Origin of the sequence: Methylorubrum suomiense, assembly GCF_022179765.1 — a bacterium.
In the GTDB taxonomy this organism is placed as follows: Bacteria; Pseudomonadota; Alphaproteobacteria; order Rhizobiales; family Beijerinckiaceae; genus Methylobacterium; species Methylobacterium suomiense.
This window is the reverse complement of the sequence record NZ_BPRE01000002.1, coordinates 227,706-242,863: the sequence shown is the minus strand read 5'-3', so window position 1 is coordinate 242,863 and position 15,158 is coordinate 227,706. Positions and strand designations below refer to the sequence as shown.

Annotated in this window: 26 protein-coding genes; 7 read left to right on the top strand and 19 right to left on the bottom strand. The window is 69.5% G+C overall.

Going from position 1 to position 15,158, the window contains the following annotated elements; translation table 11 throughout:
- The first annotated feature begins 11 nt into the window (after positions 1 to 11).
- Both MFF26_RS04500 and MFF26_RS04495 read left to right on the top strand, forming a co-directional pair.
- Positions 12 to 341 (top strand): hypothetical protein, encoded by a 330-nt coding sequence (locus MFF26_RS04500; RefSeq protein ID WP_137830150.1) that lies wholly within the window; start codon positions 12 to 14, stop codon positions 339 to 341.
- A 288-nt stretch (positions 342 to 629) separates the two neighbouring features.
- Positions 630 to 2,243: an integrase arm-type DNA-binding domain-containing protein gene (locus MFF26_RS04495; protein ID WP_238307645.1), complete on the top strand. Its 1,614-nt coding sequence runs from the start codon at positions 630 to 632 to the stop codon at positions 2,241 to 2,243.
- Here the strand turns inward: MFF26_RS04495 and MFF26_RS04490 are convergent.
- Positions 2,240 to 2,440, bottom strand: a complete 201-nt coding sequence (locus MFF26_RS04490) for a hypothetical protein (protein WP_238307643.1) — start codon at positions 2,438 to 2,440, stop codon at positions 2,240 to 2,242. The two genes, MFF26_RS04495 and MFF26_RS04490, sit on opposite strands and share 4 nt — an antisense overlap.
- A gap of 580 nt (positions 2,441 to 3,020) precedes the next feature.
- Between MFF26_RS04490 and MFF26_RS04485 the strand changes: the two genes are divergently transcribed.
- Positions 3,021 to 3,623 (top strand): metallophosphoesterase, encoded by a 603-nt coding sequence (locus tag MFF26_RS04485; protein WP_238307642.1) that lies wholly within the window; start codon positions 3,021 to 3,023, stop codon positions 3,621 to 3,623.
- A gap of 57 nt (positions 3,624 to 3,680) precedes the next feature.
- On the opposite strand, the gene MFF26_RS04480 is transcribed toward MFF26_RS04485, so the two are convergent.
- The 13 genes from MFF26_RS04480 to MFF26_RS04420 form a co-directional block, all read right to left on the bottom strand.
- Positions 3,681 to 3,995 carry a hypothetical protein gene (locus MFF26_RS04480; RefSeq protein WP_238307713.1) on the bottom strand — a complete coding sequence of 105 codons (315 nt, stop codon included), beginning with the start codon at positions 3,993 to 3,995 and terminating at the stop codon, positions 3,681 to 3,683.
- Positions 3,995 to 4,294 carry a hypothetical protein gene (locus MFF26_RS04475; protein ID WP_238307641.1) on the bottom strand — a complete coding sequence of 100 codons (300 nt, stop codon included), beginning with the start codon at positions 4,292 to 4,294 and terminating at the stop codon, positions 3,995 to 3,997. Before MFF26_RS04475 ends, MFF26_RS04480 begins: the two co-directional genes overlap by 1 nt.
- 11 nt (positions 4,295 to 4,305) lie before the next feature.
- The gene (locus MFF26_RS04470; protein ID WP_238307639.1) at positions 4,306 to 4,743 is read right to left on the bottom strand and encodes a hypothetical protein; all 438 of its coding nucleotides are present in this window, start codon (positions 4,741 to 4,743) and stop codon (positions 4,306 to 4,308) included.
- A gap of 134 nt (positions 4,744 to 4,877) precedes the next feature.
- A complete protein-coding gene (locus MFF26_RS04465) occupies positions 4,878 to 5,291 on the bottom strand; it encodes a hypothetical protein (RefSeq protein WP_238307638.1) in 414 nt (137 codons plus the stop codon).
- Between the two features lie 158 nt (positions 5,292 to 5,449).
- On the bottom strand, positions 5,450 to 5,971 hold the full coding sequence (locus tag MFF26_RS04460) for a ribosomal protein L7/L12 (protein WP_238307637.1): 522 nt from the start codon (positions 5,969 to 5,971) through the stop codon (positions 5,450 to 5,452).
- On the bottom strand, positions 5,964 to 6,215 hold the full coding sequence (locus MFF26_RS04455) for a hypothetical protein (RefSeq protein ID WP_238307636.1): 252 nt from the start codon (positions 6,213 to 6,215) through the stop codon (positions 5,964 to 5,966). Before MFF26_RS04455 ends, MFF26_RS04460 begins: the two co-directional genes overlap by 8 nt.
- A complete protein-coding gene (locus tag MFF26_RS04450) occupies positions 6,215 to 6,793 on the bottom strand; it encodes a hypothetical protein (RefSeq protein ID WP_238307635.1) in 579 nt (192 codons plus the stop codon). Before MFF26_RS04450 ends, MFF26_RS04455 begins: the two co-directional genes overlap by 1 nt.
- 176 nt (positions 6,794 to 6,969) lie before the next feature.
- Positions 6,970 to 7,794, bottom strand: coding sequence for a hypothetical protein (locus MFF26_RS04445; protein WP_238307633.1), 825 nt, complete (start codon positions 7,792 to 7,794; stop codon positions 6,970 to 6,972).
- A 75-nt stretch (positions 7,795 to 7,869) separates the two neighbouring features.
- Entirely contained in the window at positions 7,870 to 8,613 is a 744-nt protein-coding gene (locus MFF26_RS04440) for a hypothetical protein (RefSeq protein WP_238307631.1), read from the bottom strand.
- A 40-nt stretch (positions 8,614 to 8,653) separates the two neighbouring features.
- Positions 8,654 to 8,998, bottom strand: a complete 345-nt coding sequence (locus tag MFF26_RS04435; RefSeq protein ID WP_238307629.1) for a hypothetical protein — start codon at positions 8,996 to 8,998, stop codon at positions 8,654 to 8,656.
- Positions 8,995 to 9,417, bottom strand: coding sequence for a hypothetical protein (locus MFF26_RS04430; RefSeq protein WP_238307628.1), 423 nt, complete (start codon positions 9,415 to 9,417; stop codon positions 8,995 to 8,997). Before MFF26_RS04430 ends, MFF26_RS04435 begins: the two co-directional genes overlap by 4 nt.
- A complete protein-coding gene (locus MFF26_RS04425) occupies positions 9,387 to 9,860 on the bottom strand; it encodes a hypothetical protein (protein WP_238307627.1) in 474 nt (157 codons plus the stop codon). Before MFF26_RS04425 ends, MFF26_RS04430 begins: the two co-directional genes overlap by 31 nt.
- On the bottom strand, positions 9,853 to 10,047 hold the full coding sequence (locus tag MFF26_RS04420) for a hypothetical protein (protein ID WP_238307625.1): 195 nt from the start codon (positions 10,045 to 10,047) through the stop codon (positions 9,853 to 9,855). The genes MFF26_RS04425 and MFF26_RS04420 overlap by 8 nt, the downstream gene beginning before the upstream one ends.
- Positions 10,048 to 10,200: 153 nt before the next feature.
- Between MFF26_RS04420 and MFF26_RS04415 the strand changes: the two genes are divergently transcribed.
- Both MFF26_RS04415 and MFF26_RS04410 read left to right on the top strand, forming a co-directional pair.
- Positions 10,201 to 10,791 (top strand): hypothetical protein, encoded by a 591-nt coding sequence (locus tag MFF26_RS04415; RefSeq protein ID WP_238307623.1) that lies wholly within the window; start codon positions 10,201 to 10,203, stop codon positions 10,789 to 10,791.
- Positions 10,792 to 10,863: 72 nt separating this feature from the next.
- Entirely contained in the window at positions 10,864 to 11,427 is a 564-nt protein-coding gene (locus MFF26_RS04410) for a hypothetical protein (RefSeq protein WP_238307622.1), read from the top strand.
- A 151-nt stretch (positions 11,428 to 11,578) separates the two neighbouring features.
- Here MFF26_RS04410 and MFF26_RS04405 read toward each other — a convergent pair whose 3' ends face one another.
- The 4 genes from MFF26_RS04405 to MFF26_RS04390 all read right to left on the bottom strand — a co-directional run bounded on the left by MFF26_RS04405 (position 11,579) and on the right by MFF26_RS04390 (position 13,910).
- On the bottom strand, positions 11,579 to 11,872 hold the full coding sequence (locus MFF26_RS04405) for a hypothetical protein (protein ID WP_238307621.1): 294 nt from the start codon (positions 11,870 to 11,872) through the stop codon (positions 11,579 to 11,581).
- A gap of 288 nt (positions 11,873 to 12,160) precedes the next feature.
- Positions 12,161 to 12,352 carry a hypothetical protein gene (locus MFF26_RS04400; protein WP_238307620.1) on the bottom strand — a complete coding sequence of 64 codons (192 nt, stop codon included), beginning with the start codon at positions 12,350 to 12,352 and terminating at the stop codon, positions 12,161 to 12,163.
- Positions 12,353 to 12,459: 107 nt separating this feature from the next.
- Positions 12,460 to 13,554: a HigA family addiction module antitoxin gene (locus MFF26_RS04395; RefSeq protein WP_238307619.1), complete on the bottom strand. Its 1,095-nt coding sequence runs from the start codon at positions 13,552 to 13,554 to the stop codon at positions 12,460 to 12,462.
- 17 nt (positions 13,555 to 13,571) lie between these two features.
- Positions 13,572 to 13,910, bottom strand: coding sequence for a type II toxin-antitoxin system RelE/ParE family toxin (locus tag MFF26_RS04390; RefSeq protein WP_238307617.1), 339 nt, complete (start codon positions 13,908 to 13,910; stop codon positions 13,572 to 13,574).
- A 347-nt stretch (positions 13,911 to 14,257) separates the two neighbouring features.
- Here MFF26_RS04390 and MFF26_RS26440 point away from each other — a divergent pair, with 347 nt between their 5' ends.
- Positions 14,258 to 14,380, top strand: coding sequence for a hypothetical protein (locus MFF26_RS26440; protein WP_283207389.1), 123 nt, complete (start codon positions 14,258 to 14,260; stop codon positions 14,378 to 14,380).
- A gap of 12 nt (positions 14,381 to 14,392) precedes the next feature.
- Here the strand turns inward: MFF26_RS26440 and MFF26_RS04385 are convergent, their stop codons facing one another.
- Complete coding sequence (locus MFF26_RS04385) at positions 14,393 to 14,659, bottom strand: hypothetical protein (protein ID WP_238307615.1); 267 nt, start codon at positions 14,657 to 14,659, stop codon at positions 14,393 to 14,395.
- A gap of 44 nt (positions 14,660 to 14,703) precedes the next feature.
- Between MFF26_RS04385 and MFF26_RS04380 the strand changes: the two genes are divergently transcribed.
- Positions 14,704 to 14,985, top strand: a complete 282-nt coding sequence (locus MFF26_RS04380; RefSeq protein ID WP_238307614.1) for a hypothetical protein — start codon at positions 14,704 to 14,706, stop codon at positions 14,983 to 14,985.
- Positions 14,986 to 15,158: the final 173 nt, after the last annotated feature.

The window sequence follows — 15,158 nt, the reverse complement described above, 5'->3', positions numbered from 1 at the left end:
TCCGTTCGATCATGTTCCGAACCCCCTTTCCCCAGGAAGCGGTCGGGCGCGCGCACAGCCTGATCGGAGCCTACGCGAGCGCTCAGGTCGGGCTCGCGGGCCTCTCGCGGGACTTTCTCTCGGAACTCGGTCCGGCCCTCGACCGCCTCGGCCCGATGGGCATCCCGTATCTGCGCGCCCTGCGCTACGATCTCGAGAAGCGGACGCGGGAGGCCCGCGGGACCGCACCGATCTTCATCGATCGGCTGACCGATCCGATGCTGGACCGCAGGCTCATCGCCTCGCGCGCCCTGCTCGATACGGTCCGAACCGAAGCGCAGGCCCGCGACTTGCTGCTCTAAGTCGTTTCGCAGCTACTGGGGTTTGCGTCCCTTGAATCGCGTTCTGCGGCCGAACGGGATGGGCCGACGCGAGGATCACAAAGGCGGAATGGAGCGGGTGAAGGGAATCGAACCCTCGTATTCAGCTTGGAAGGCTTGTTGACCACCTAACGCCCCCGCCGGGCGCCGGCCATCGGTCGTTAACCACCCATTGAATCCATTGGGGTTTTCCCGCCTTTCGGCCTACGCCGGGCTTGCGGGGTCTCTCGGGACCCGCGTTGTATCGGTGTTGTATCGCGGGGGACGGGAATGGCGGCGGGGGCGACGACGAAGGCCAAGCGGGGCTACACGCGCGAGACGGTGAAGCTGACGAAGAACCACGTGAACAAGGCCGAGCGGATGCTGCTGGACGGCAAGGTCCCTGGCCGGGGCATGGAATGGGGCGACACGGAGGAGCGCGGGCTGACGCTGCGCCTCACGCCCCAGGCCCTGACCTGGTACCTGCGCACCAGGACTGACACGGTGAAGCTGGGCGCCTACCACCTTCTCGACGTCACCCAGGCCCGGTTCGCCGCCGAGAAGGCGAAGGTCGGCCTGCGGCAGGGCGACAACATGAAGTTCGAGATGTCGGTCTTCCATAACATCATGGCGCGGACCGGCGGCGACCTCGAAGTCGTCGGCGACGTCGCCTTCCCGGACCGCTCGGAGCCGCCGCCGGTGCCGAGCATGATCCGGCGCCGGAACGGGCCGTGGTTCTGGGAGGACATGATCGAGGAGTTCCTCGACTACAAGGCGACCAAGGTCGAGGCGAGCTATCTACCCAAGTACGCCAAGTACCTGCGGCACCCCGGCTACGCATGCTTGGAGGGAATGCTGGTCTGCACCATCAGCGTCGAGAGGTTGCAGGAGATCAGGGACGAGATCATCGCCAACTATTCCCTGTCGACCGCCGCGCGGTGCGTGAACCAGGCCCGGGACGCCTTCGATTGGACTTGGCGGACGCACAGCGGCAAGAGCGGCCTGGCCAGGGCCGAGGAGAAGTGGCCGATGTGGCGCGAGCAATGGCACGTCGAGTACAAGTCCGGGAAGCGCAAGCACACGCCGACGTTGACGGAGCTCGCCCGCACCCTCGCCCTGGCCGAGCGCCACCGCTCCCTCGGGCAGACGGAGCACGGGACGTCGGCCGGCACGCTCGGGTTGCTGTGGTTCACTGTCCTCACGGGCCAGCGCACGGGCCAGGTCGCCAAGACGGAGCTCGATCAGGTCGGCCACATCTCGCAGGACGCCGGAGTCCCGGGAGGCGATTGGGTCGCGGTGACGTGGCAGGGGCCGCAGATGAAGTCGCGGCGCCAGCACGTCCTGCCGCTGCCCCCCGCGGCCTGGCGAGAGCTCGAAGGCCTGCTCGCGCCCGCCCGCGCCAAGTCGAACAGGTGGCTTTTCCCGCCAAAGCGGGGCGCGGGCCACGCGAGCGCCGGGTCGATGAACCAGGTCCTCTTCCGCCTTGCCGGCAAGCGCCATAAGCAGCCCGATCCGAAGCGGGTCTCCCCGGAGGAGCCTATCCCGGACCTCCTGACGGAGCACGGCATCCGCAAGTGGACGCTTCATGACGTCAGAAGGAGCATCACCGAGTTCCTCGTCAACCGGAGGCTCGGCGGCGCCGCCTCGGCCATCCTCGACCACGAGATCGCGGGGGCGAAGGACCTGCGGGAGCAGACGGCGTCGGTGACGCGGCTGCACTACGACACCGCGCAGCGGATCGCGCTCAAGGCCGAGGGCATGGCGCTGTGGTGCGACGCGCTGCTGGCCGAGGTCGAGCGGGAGCGGGCATCGCTTGCCCTGCAGCCGTTGCCGGCGCCGCGGGCGCGCCCGAAGCGCAAGCCCGCCAAGCGCAACCCCGGTCGCCCCCGGAAGATCGCCGCCTAACCGGCCAGCCGCCGCAGCCGGCGTCCGCGCCGGTCCCGCCCGAGCGCCCTCGCCAGATCGGCCGGGCGCTCGGCGCGGAGGAATCCCGGCCCGCCCCGGCGCGCAGCGGCCGTCTCCAGGTCCTCCGCCATCGCCCTCCGCAGCGCGTCCCGCTCGTCCCCGGCGGCCGCAGCCGCGATGTCGTCCCAGCTTGGCATTGACCCCTCCGCCTATGAGAACAGATAGGGAACGGACGGATCGGGTCAACGGAGGGACGGATGGAGGTGCCGCGCACGCTGGGGGCGTTCCCCTACCGGCGGGTCGTCATCGTCTGCCCCTGGTGCCCCCGGCGCCAGGGCTCCTACGACACCGAGAGGCTGATCGCCCGCCTTGGACCGCGGGCGAGCCAGGAGGACGTCCTGCTGGCACTGGTGTCGTGCCGGTGGCCCAAGGCCTGGGGCAAGCGGGGGCCGTCGCAGTACGTGCCCTGGTGCCGGGCGCGGTTCGCCGACCTCGGGAGCCGGCGCCCTCCGGACCGCGACGTGCCCGGGGCTGCACAACCCTCACCAGACGGCCCGGCCGGGTGAAGCTTTTGCAGCGGCCGCCCCCGCCCAGGCTTTCCGTTAACCCTGCCGCACGACCCCGCTTGACGGGTCGAATCTGGAGCTGCGATCCCTGGTCCCACACCGCGACCGAGAGGCACCCGTGAAACGCCGAATAGCCCCCAAACCGACGAGACCGACCATCCCGGGGGCGTGACGCCGCGCGCGCAGCCCCCCTTCCACGGAGGCTGCCCTGATGAAGACCAACGCTCCCCTCACGCACCACCGCAACCTGACGCCGCCCAAGGGGCAGGTCTGGCTGACCGCAGACAGCCATTTCGGCCACGCGGGGAGCATTGCTCAATCCTGCCGGCCGTTCCGCGACGTCGCCGAGATGGACGCCCTCATCATCGAGGCCTGGGTCTCGCGCGTCCGCCCCACCGACACCGTCGTCCATATCGGCGACTTCGAGTGGGGGCACACGCCCGAGAGGGTCGCCGAGATCTTCGCGGCGCTCCCCGGGCATAAGCATCTCGTGGTCGGCAACCACGACCGCCCCCGCGTGACTTCGCTCCCCTGGGAGAGCGTCCAGGAGCGGCTGACCGTCCATGCCGCGGGCCGCCGCGTCGTCTGCGACCACTACCCTCTCAGGGCCTGGCCGGGGTCGTTCCGAGGCGTCCTGCACGTCCACGGCCACACGCACGGGACGCTCCCCGGGACGTCGCAGTCGTGCGACGTCGGCGTCGACGTCTGGGGCTACGCGACGGCCCGGCTGGAGGACGTCATCGCCCGGATGGAGGCGACGCCCGATCAGCCCGAGGAGCGCTGGCGGGCCGCTGAGCGCGAGGCCCAGGCCTGAAACGAGAAGGGCCCCCGGTCATCCCGGGGGCCCTTCGCCTATCCATCTCTCTGGCTATCAGGGGCGTGGCCCCCGGAGCCCCTGCTCGATCTCGTACGCCGCCACCATCGCGTCGTCGGCGGCGTCATGCAGGTGGCCGGCCTCGGTCTCAAGGGCGTCCGCGTGGTCCTGGAGGATGGCCGGCAGAGCCTCGATGGCCCAGGGCAGGATCTCCATCGCGCCCGTGCGCCACCGGCTGACGGACCTCGGGTCGATGGTCTCGCGGGGGCCGTCCGGATGGTGGGCCCCCAGGGCCCGGGCCAGCGCCTTCGCCCAGTTGTCGTCGCCCGTCAGGGCCTCGCCGGCGCGGGCCAGCATCTCGCGCGGCGTCATCAAAGCTTCTCCCGCCATACGACCGTGCCGCGGTCGGCATCCAACCACAGGAACAACTCCCACGGCTCGAACGGGGCGAATCGACCCCAGGCCAGGACGGCGCCGCTGACGAGCGTGGCGCCGTGGGCATCGTCGGGGCGCTCCTCGCGGTACCAGGCGGGCCGGGGGCGGCCGGTGGCCAGGTCGAACTGCGCGACGCGGGCGCGAGCGTCCTCGATGGTGACGGCGTCGCGAAGGGCGTGCTGGACGCTCTCGACGGCGGGGACGCGGTAGCGGGCGGGGATCTCGGCGACGATCATGGCGGGGCTCCTTAGATGCCGAGGCTGCGGGCGCGGACGACCTCGGGCTCCAGCTCCGCGAGGAACGCAAGGTTGAGCAGGTCGACGTGATAGCCGGACCTGTTCGCCGGCAGGGGCTTGCGCCGGCCGGTCGGGACGGTCTCCAGCGGGGTGGTCTCGACGAGGAGATACAGCGCGCCGTCGGGGATGGCGTCGAAGTGGTCGGCGAGGACCGCCTGCTGCCAGATGATGCGGGCCTCGTCGTGCGACCGGGCCCAGACCTCCATGGCGAGGTCCTCGTGCATCGGCTCCTGCGTCCGGGGATCGACGGGGCGGCAGATGTGGACCTCGGGCTCACCGAGCACCAGGGCCAGGTAGTGAGCGACGTTCTCGGAACGGGTCCGGGCGGGGCCGGCCTCGTCCTCGCGGAGGGGGCGCCGCGAGGACGCGGGACGGAGAGACTGACGCATCGAGGATGCTCCTGCGGTGTCGGTGGCGGGCGGCTCATGCCGGCCCGAGGGGGAGAAGGAATCCGGCCCCTGGCGGGACGCCCCATGAGGTGGCCCGCGAGAGGCCGGGGCGATTGCCCCGGCTGGTGGTGGCGTCAGATCTCGGCGAGGGCGAGCATGTCGAGGCGGTGATCCTCCAGACGCTGGAGGAAGGCGAGCCGCTGGGCCTCGTCATCGGCCTGCTCCTGCTCGATGCGCTGGCGCTCCGCCTCGGCCTCGATGTGGGCGTAGGCGCCGCCGGCGGCCTCGGCCTCCTGGCGGGTGACGATGGCGACGGTCCGGCGGCGGGCCAAGCGCTCCTCGACGGCGAGGTCGGGATGCGCTTCGAGGCGGGCGAGGAGCTCCTCGCGGCTGGTCCGGTACTTAGAACCGTAGCGGGCGGCGCGGCCGGTCAGCGTCGAGCCGGACCAGGCCTCGGTGCCGTTGAGAACGGCGCGCTGGTAGGAGCCGCGCGCGCACTCGAAGGCGGCGGTGACGGCTGCGGGGCTGATGTCGGTGTAAGCGTTCATTAGGATGCTCCTGCTGATGGGAGGCTGTACCTGCCCATGACCGGAATATGCCCCCGGCCATGGCACAGGTCAAGCATTCGTCAGAATAAATTGCGCATTCATCGAGTGTAACGCGAGATCAGCACAGTGTAACGGATGATCAGAACTACGGATCGAGCTTAAGCGGCCTCGCCGAGCTCGCGCTTGGCCTCGGTCAAGGCGTGGTTCCGCATGCCCATGTCGTAGGGGCAGTTCGGGTCGAGATGGTCCCATCCCGGGCGCCCGCTCACCCGCTTCCGGCCCGCCTCGTAGAGGTCCCGGGCCCGTGCCTCGATGCGGCAATTCCGGGTGCGCTGCTCTGGGGTCAGGTAGGCCGGCTGGAGCAGGACCTCCGCCTTCATGCCGACCGCGGCGGCCAGGACCCGGATACGGGCGCGGGCAGCCTCCATCTCGGCATGCTCGTCCTTCTCCAGGTTCTCCAGCGGGCGGTTCGGGCAGGTGTCCTGCACCCCGACGATGTGGGCGTGCTTCTCGGCGAACCGGACGGGGCCGCACATGTAGGCGTCCTCGACCATGTCCTTGGCCTCCTTCAGCCCGACGCCGAGGGCGCGCCGGAGCCACTTGATGGCCTCGATCTTCGGGTGGGCGGTCTGCTCGGACGAGCGGATGGCGAGGCGGACGATGGACTGCAGGTCAATCATGGGACGCCTCCTTGGCGGCGGTTGAGGAAGGGGTGGTGTCGTCGGCGACGCCGGCGGCCTGCGCGATCAGCGCCAGGACGGCCCAGACGCCGACGAAGCCGGAGACGAACAGCGAGGCGTGCCAAGCCGCGCGGGCGAGGTCCCAGCCGTGCCCGGCCAGGACGAAGGCGATGGCCACGATGGCGGCCGCGCTGATGGAGACCCGCCCGGGGCCTCCTGCGACGAGGGCGAGGGCGGCGCGCATCAGGCGGCCTCCCCGCGAACCGGATCGGCGAGGTTGTTGAGGATCTCGTCGACGGCGTCGTGACCGAGGATGTCCGTGGCGTCCGCGATCAGCCGATGCGCCTCGATGAGGTCCCGGACGGCGCCAGCGCGCGGCTCCAGCTTCATGGGCTTGCCGCCCCGTTGCATGAGTGTGTCGAGATCCGCGAACAACAGCGCGATGGGCGAGCCCGGTCGAACGCGGAGCATCCCGTCCCGCACCTCCATCACGTCGCGACGGATGGACTCCTCCGTGAACAGGCCGCGCCCAAGTCGAGTCGTGGCATAGCGCTGGTCGAGCACTTTCCAGATGTTGCCCTCGGGCCCGTTCGGGCTTGCCTCGCCGAGCGCCACCGCGACCTGTGCGACGCCGGGAATGCGGGAGCCGCGCAGCATGGCGAGGGCTTTGCTGTAGCCGGTCTCGTCCTCCGACAAGCCGCCCTCGGGCCACGGGGTCTCCTTCGCGCCGAGGATGCCAGGGCCCGAGGCCGGCTCCGGCTTCCGCACGATCTCGAAGCCGGCGTCGTGGAGGTGCTTCTCGACAGTGAAAGCGAACCTCACGAGTGCCTCGGGGCCCTTGTCCCCTTTGGATGCCTCGTACGCGTTCTGGATGGCTGTCCTGGCCACAAGCTTGTCGTAGCTGGTCTGGCGCACTATGGCGCTCCTGAGAAACCGGGGTGGAGGGGAGGAATCGGGGGTGCGCCACTGCCGCCTGGCGCGCGACGGAGGGCGATGCCTCAGGCGGCCTGCTGCGGGTCGCGCGCCGCGTCCCAGGCCCCCAGCACGATTTCGAGCCACCGCTTTGGCACAATCGGATCGCCGTCTTCGGTCTCCCACGCCTCAACGAGCGCGACATGGCGACCGGTCGCGCGCTCCGTGACGACGACGTACTGCGGGTCGCCGACGATGCCCTCGTCCGTCAGGGGCATGTCGGCGTCGTCCATGCCGACGATCTCGACGCGACAGCCGTACCGGGCCGCGAGGTCGTCGGCGCCGTTCTCACGCAGGCCAGAGTAGTCCCGCTCGGGCTCCGGGGCCGCGGCGTCGGCGGCCCGGATCTCCGTGCCGGGCGGGAGCTCGAACGTGTTGCCAGGCACCAGCGCCACGGTCTCCGTCGCGCCCGAAACCCGGACCTCCAAGGCTCTCATCCCGACGACGGAAGGCGGGTCGAAGGAGAGGCCCCCCTGCCGCATGAACTCGGTGTGCCGGACGGTCTCGGTGGTGCCGTCAGGCTTGGCGTAGACCACTTCGAGGACGCGGCCGGTCGGGAAGGGCTTGTCGCGTTCGGACCCCTCTGCGACGGGAGCGGTCTCCTCCTCGCGGGGCGCGTCACGCCAAGCCAGGAGATCGCGCTCCGAGACGGCGGACCAGTTGCCGGTCCGGACCGCCTCGCGGACGGCGTCTGGGTTGCCGCGCATCTTCGGCACGATGACGAGGTCGGCCTTGGCCAAGGCGGCGAGGATGCGGTCTGTGCGCTCCGGGGCGGTTTCGAAAAGGGTGAACTCGGACACGGCCTTGTAGATGGCCGAGGCGCCGATGGCGTTGAGGTTGAGCTGGCGCACGGTGGCGCTCCTGAAACCGGGGTTGCTGGGGGTGGTGGAAGAGCGCCACTGCCGCCTGGCGCGCGACGGAGGCCCTCAGGCCGCGGCGGCGAGGGGCGCCTCGTCACGCTTCAGCATCTCGGCGAGGCTGCCGTTGAAGGCGTAGACATCGAACCAGGCCGCCACGCGCGAGTGCCGGGTGGCGATGAACTCGCCGTCCATGACCTCCTTGATCACGAGGCGCGGTTCGCCGGCCGGGATGGTCAGGCTGGTCCAGTGGCAGCGGTGGTCCCGGCGGCCGCGCACGACCCGGCGGGAGAGCTTCTTCGCGTCGCCCTGGTCGCCGTCGAACGGGTGCATGCCGAGCAGGTCCTCGTCGGTGACCTGCCGCGCGGCCGCGGCCTGGACCCACGCAAGGTCGGCGTCGTTGAACGTGCCGTGGTCGATGCGGGCGCAGATGCGATCCTGCAGGTCGTAGGCCCCCTCGGGCGTGCCCGGCAATTCGACGCAGTCCTGGATGAGGTCCCAGACGTCCTGCTCGGCGGCGGAACCGAAGATCGCGACGAGGGCCTTGCGCCGGAGCTTGTCGGTCTCGGTGCGGAAGATGCCGACGGCGAGGTCCTCGAACAGCTTGTCGGCGGGCCAAAGCTCGGCGATGCGGGCGCCCCGGTTGTCGCAACCGAAGACGTGGGTATCGAGCCGGTAGGCCAGCCCCTGCGCGTCGCCCTCGCAGCGGAAGGCCTGGTCGCGCCAGACGCCGTAGTTGGCCAAAGCGGTGTCGGGGAGCTCGTCGACCCAGCGGTGGGGCTGGTAGGGGGTGGTGGTGATCTCGCGCCGCATGGGGCGCTCCTGGGTAAACCGGGGTTGCGGGAAGGGTGGATCAGGCGGCGTGGTAGGAGGCGACGAGCTCGGCGTTCCGCGGGCCGTCGAGGACCTCGCGGACCGCGACGAGGGCGGCCATCAGGCCTGACGGGTCGTCCATGCCCATCTGGCCGGCCCATTCCCGGACGAGCTCCTCGTCCCCCGCGGCGCCGCGCAGGTCGAGGATGGCATCGAGCCCGGCGAGCGCGCTAACGGCCTGCGCCTGGCTGGCGTCGACGACGGCGAGGCCCTGGCGCTGCAGGCGGGCGAGGATGCCGCTGGCGACGTCGGCGGCCGGGCGTGTGCCCGAGGCGGCGATCTCGCCGGCGATGAAACCGCGGGCCTTGGTGGTGATGTCGGTCATGCTGCCCTCTCGGTGGCGGTGGGGGTTTCGGCGGCGGCTGCGACGCGCGCCTGGCCGGCCTTGACGGCGGCGATGCGCTCCTCGCGGCTGAGGCGGGGTACGGGGATGCCGCGCTCCCGGAGGAGCGTCAGGATGAACGTGTGCTGGTACCCGGTCTCCCGGGCTGCCCGATGCACGGAGCCCAGCCGGAGGGCGGCGGCGACCGCGGCGTCCTCCGCCTCGGGCGTCGTCGTCCGGCGCTTGCCCCGGGCCGGGATGGGTTGGCCCGATTGCCCGCGCAGGATCTCGCGACCGTGCTGGACGATCTTCACCACCGCGTCGCGGCTGAGCCAGTAGTAGCGTCCGGCCGCCCCATCCATGCCGTGGGTCTCGACGAGGCGCGCAGCGGCTACCGGATCGGGCGCCTTGTAGACCGCCATGGGCCCTTCGCTTGGCGTGCCCTTGCTGATGCAGGCCTCCCGGGGAGGAGGCGCGGCAGGCGGGCCCCGCGCACCGGCATCTGCTGGCGGGACGGGGCGACCGGGGCCGGTGCTGGTTCCGTCGCCGGCGCGGGCGCGTCCTCTCCAGAGGCGGCCTTAGCCTCGGCGCGGGCCCGGGCGGCGGCAAAGGCGTCGTAGGGCGCGGGCGCCGGCGGCGGGCCGCTCTTGAACTCGGCGAGCATGCCGGCCAAGCGCTCGATCTCGCCCTTGGCGGCCCTGAGCAGGGCGAGCTCGGTCGACGTCACCTGATCGCGCAGGCCCTCGCCCTGCGCGATCTCCAAGCCCTGGGACACGAATCGACACTCGTCCATGAGCATGGCAAGGCGCTGCCGCGTCTGGCGCGCATCGAGTTCCCGGAGGCCGCTAGTCCACTTGTCAGCCATGGGCGGCCTCCTTGAAGCGGTAAGTCGCCTCGTCCTTCTCGATGCCAAGCGCGTGGAGGATCGCCGGGCCCGGAGCCCGGCGTCGCGCCATCGTGTCCAGCACGTACGCGTGGGACACCCGGTTGAGGCGCGCCCACGCATTCGCGCTCCCCTCAGCCTCCACGCGCTGCCGTAGCAGCTCCCTCACGTCCTCAGCCGTCACCGGCGCCTCCGTTGGCTATTTACGCGCTAAAGCGTAAGCGCTTCAATTATCTCTCTCAAGAGGACGGAGGAGAAAATCAGCATCGGGAACAATCTGCACACACAATGGCCTTCTGTGTGCAAATCGTTCCCGAGCCTGATGCTTCGACTTTCGAAGGATTACATGATGATTGCCTGCGAGGCGGCGAAGAACGGCGTGCCCGGTCCTTCAAGGATAGCGTCCCCGGTCCTTGTCATTCCCGCCTGGGAGAAGGCCTGCGAGGCGATCCTGGTGGAGGACTGCGTAGCCCTCGGGAGGCGCCTTTCCCCTGTGGATAGGACCGAGGAGCGGGTCCGGCGTGGCCGGTACGAGGAGGCCTATCCCCGCGCCCACTACGAGCTCGCGCCCGGGACCGTCGTCGTCGTCGCCCCCGGGTCCGGACGCGTGCCGCACCGCGCGTACGTCGCCGGCGCCGACGGGGCGATGGTCGAAATCTCGTTCATCGAGGCGGGGGACCGGATCGATCCCGCCGGGACCGGTCGGCGCGCGTGGCAGCGCCGGATTCGCGCCACGGGACTGACGGAGACGCCCCGACGGTTTCGCCGCGAGCCCGGGCACAGCTTCGAGGCCGACGTCGTCTACGGCCTGTACGGCCAGGAGCACGTCGCCCTCTGCACCAAGGCCGCCGACCGGTACGTATGGCTCCGCGCCGTGACGTATGCCGAGGCCGTCTCCCTTGGGGTGGCGTGACGTACCGAGGGCGCGGACGTGTCGTATGCATGCCCGCGCGGCACTATCGGGAGGTCAATCCAGGAGGGGACGATGAAGGGAATTCTTGCGGCAATCGCCCGGGCGCTGTCCGCGCTGGGGCGCGTCACGCTGGTGCCGGTCATTGAGGGCGGCCGCCTTGTCTGGCGCGCGGTCCGCTCGGCCCTGGCGCCGCACGATCCCATCGCCGAGGCCGAGGCCGCGTTCGAGGCGGAGGCCGCCGAGCCCGCCCCGGCGGCGCCGCCGACGTTCGACGCGCTGCCGGTCTCGGAGCAGTGGGGGCTGGCCGCGGCGGAGCATCTCTACCCCAGCGTCGACAGCGAGATCCCGCCGGGCATTCTCGACCGGGCCGCCGCAGCCTATCTCGACGGCCTGTCGCCCAAGGAGCGCGCCAGCCTGATTGCGCACGAGCCCCGCTACATCGGCGAGCATCTCCTCGGCGAGCGCGTCCTGCAGGGCCTGCCCAAGCCGCTGTCGCCATCCGAGTTCGCAGCCATGGAGGGCCAGAAGGCCGCCGCCGCCGCCGAGGCGGCCAGGGCCGAAATGGAGAAGAACGGATGGATCAGGGCGATCTTCGACGATGTCCTCGACGAGGGGCCGCCCGCCTTCCCGGCCTGAACGCCCCATCCCGAAACGACGAAACCCGCCTCGGTCACCCCAGGGCGGGATTCTTCTTGTTCAAAACGACGTGATCGACGTCTATCTTGCATTTAGGGGGTTGACTCTCACGGGCCGCACACTTTTTCGCACATCTCAGCACGTGATGGCATCAACCAGCCAGGACGGCCCGGCGCGCCTCGACGATGGCCTGCTGCCGCTGCCGGGCGAACCTGGCGGCGCGGGCATCGACGATGGCTTTGGCCTCCTGCTCGGCGTAGTGGGCGGCCATCACGCGGCGGTACGCCATGCGCCCGGCGACCGCGCGGATCGCGGCGGCCTCGCGACGGACCGCGTTGCGGGCCTGCTGCTGCTGGATGAGGATCGACCCGAGCGCCAGGGCGCCGCCGGTCAGGGCGGTGGCGAAGGTGTCGGCAACCTGGTGGGCGGAGGTGTGGTACGTCATCGGGGCGGCCTCCTGTCGCTGGGATACGCCCAGGAGATCGGGATCCCCGAATCGATGTCCAGAGGCCTCGTTCGGTCGTGGTTACCGAGACCCTGGGCGCCTGTGGATGGCGTCAGCCCCGGACGCGTACGAATTCTCCCGGCGACAGCACAGCCTGAGACTAGCGTTCGTATGCCCTGTGTAGCGCCCCGTTACCGCCTCACCCGATAACGCCACATCAGCACTAAGTAACGGAAGATCAGAACGGAAATCCGCCGGGATTTTTCGAAACCCCGGCGGCCGCCGCCCTCACTGCAGGGCGATAAAGCCGACGAGGTCAGCGAGGCCCGCGTCCTGGGTCGCGAGCGCCGTGAGGGTCAAGACGTCGCCCTGGTCGAAGAGGTAGGGTATCCCGCTCGTCGTCGTGAACGTGGCCACGGCCGTGCTGGCCGCGAAAGCCACGGTGCCGATGGTCGACCCGTTCAGGGCCAGGGTCAGCATCCTTCCCGACGCCGTAGTGCAGCGCTGCACCTTGCCGGTTACATGCACGCCACGGACCCGCACCATCGACGAGCTTAAGCCTCGGCGACGTCGCCGGGTCGCGTCAGTCAGGCCGGCGCAACCTCGTCCGCCCACGCGAAACGCACCTTTAAGTCGTTGAGGTGATTGAAGGGTACGGCGTGGCGATGCTGCAGCATGCCGACCACGATGCCCGGGTGCAAGCCGACCTCCTCGGCGAAGGCGGTGACCTCCTGCCTAGTTGAGGGACATGTCGTGGCGAAGGACTCGATCCGCTCCCGACCGACCAATACCTCCTCGGCCCAGGCATCGGCCTCGGCCTCCACCCCATCGCCCTCGCCGTTCTGGTCGTCGACGAAGTTCTTCCCGCGGTGCAGGACGATGTGCGCGGCCTCGTGGAAGAAGGTCCACCAGAAATGGTCGTTGCTCTTCATGCGCAGCGACATCTGGATCAGCGGCCGCTCGTCGTTCATCCACCGTGCCGAGCCGAAGACGCAGGTCTTGCTCAAGGGCTTCTGGAACACCAGGGCGACGCCTGCTGAATGGCAAAGCTCCAGCATGCGCGGCTCGAAGACGTCCGGACCATGCACCGTCAGCGACCTGATCTCGGCGCAACTCCGAAGAAACCGTTCGCCGTCGTAGGCCGGAAGCTCGCGCTTCCGGGCCTGCTCCTCCCCGAGCATCAGCCAGCAGTACATGTGGTGCGGGGAAGCCGTCGCGGAACGCGCCCGGCGATGATGTACCGCCAGCGACCCGATCCTGGCGTCGTAGGCCTGCGCGGTGCCAATGCCGAGCATCGTCAGCATCTCGCCGAACAGGCTGCCGATGTCGCGCGTGTCGGGCAGCCGGCCGCATGCCTTCAACTCCTTCACCGGGAACTGCTTCAGCCAATCGGCCTGCCGCTCGGCGCTCTCCCGCTCCCGCTCCCGGGCCTGGAACAGGTCCCACTCGGCCTGCAGCCCCGTCCAGATGTATGCCTTCAAGCCGAGGACATGCTCCAGCCGAAGAGCCGTCTCCGGCGTGACAGGGTTCGTGCCGTTGATGATCGTGCTGACGAGCTTCGGCGTCAGGCCGGCCAGGCGAGCGAACTCGGCCTGCGACCAGCCGCGCTCATCGATGTACTCCGCAAGGTGTTCCCCGGGGTGCGTCGCCCATTGCGGGACGAAGGCTTCCTTCCTCGTCATGTCCACGCCTCTAACGCTCACTTCCCGTGGTGGTCCACGACCTCGACGATCTCGACCGCCGTGACGCTCGCGACATCGACGCCGCCATCCGGGAGGGACGGGACCGGGTCGTGGTCGGGCACGAAGACGATGCGCCAGTTGTCCTTGATGGTGACGGAGAACTGGCCCTTCCGGTCACCCGTCAGCATATGCCGGTAGTCCGGCGAGCCGGTCGGGACGTCCGACAGGCTTTTCGCTTGCCTCAGCACACCCAGCCGAAGCCGGATGTGCTGCGCGCGGTCGCCGAAGGCCTTGGCCATCTTCTTCGGGTCGGTAAGCTGCTTGCACAGCCGCTTACCCCTGACGGCGAGATCCATAGGCCGAAACCGTTACCTGCAAGGTAATGCTCTCCAAGTCATTACCCAATGGGTAACATGATCGCAACGCCGGCGCCATGGCCTCCGTTCCGTGCCCGCTACCGATGAACAGCCGTGTTCGAACCCGCTTCGCCTTGAGGTTGGACGGAGGCGAGAGGTCACGATGTCGTATCGGTCCTCTGTGTTTGCCGGCACGAGGAAGGACGTGTCCGTTGCCGCGCTTGCATCGGACGTATCCCGAGGCACGGGGTGGGGGACGACCGGCGTGTCGCCGCATCTAAAGGTTTTTCCAACCTCCTTTGCGCGGATCGCCCGAGGCATCGTCAAGGTGTCGAAAGGAGGCCGTCATGACGCCGAAGCAGTTGATCGAACGCTTGGCGGCGATGGAACCGCCGCAGGGCGTACCCGTGGTGCCGCCCATCGAACTGGTGGCGATGATGACGCGGACTGTTCGCGGGCTGCGGCAATGAAAGAAGGAAACCCTAGCCGACTTCGCCCGCGTCTCGCTGTCCACCGTCGAGCGGGTCGAGAGGGCGGAGCCCGCCGGTAGCGAGAGCCTTGAGCGGATCGCGGTCGCGCTCGGCTACGAGCGAGGCGTATTCATGCAACCGCGCGTCCCGATCCCACGCGAGGAAGCCGCAGCGCGGTTCGCCGACGACGTCGGTAACCTCGATGCCGTCGAGGTGCGATGCTTCCGGACGCACCGGCAGGTGCGCATGGTTGCCGGCACGCAGGCGTACCTCATCCACGACACCGAATTGGGTCCGGCTTCCTGGAGATCCGCGCCGCCGCGATGTCCGCCAAAGTCGTGCTGCAGATGGAGCCCTTCGACGAGGCGATGGAGCACGAGATCTCGCGCCGCGTTGCGCGGGCCTCGACGCCGCAGACCGACCACTGGACCCGCCGGACCATACCGGCCGGTCAGCGGCACCTGGTCCTGCGCGAGTACCTAATGGGCCGTGAGAACGAAACACGGCATTCGCTGCTCTCGGCCTATCTCCACGTAATCGCCGGGGACGGCGGTAGTACCGAGTTCCTGGCCGAGTACGACGAGCACATCGCCCTGGCGAGTTGAAGTCTCGTTAACCGTAAAACAGCACACCCTATTGCGCCACCAAGTATGCGTGGTCTAACACCGAAGGACGGGAAAGGTGCGTCAACCGCATTAAGGTTGACGACTGGATCGACTCGACGGGCGAAAGCCTCTGGCCTTTCTTCGCATGCGTGGCCACCCCGGCCATGCATGGA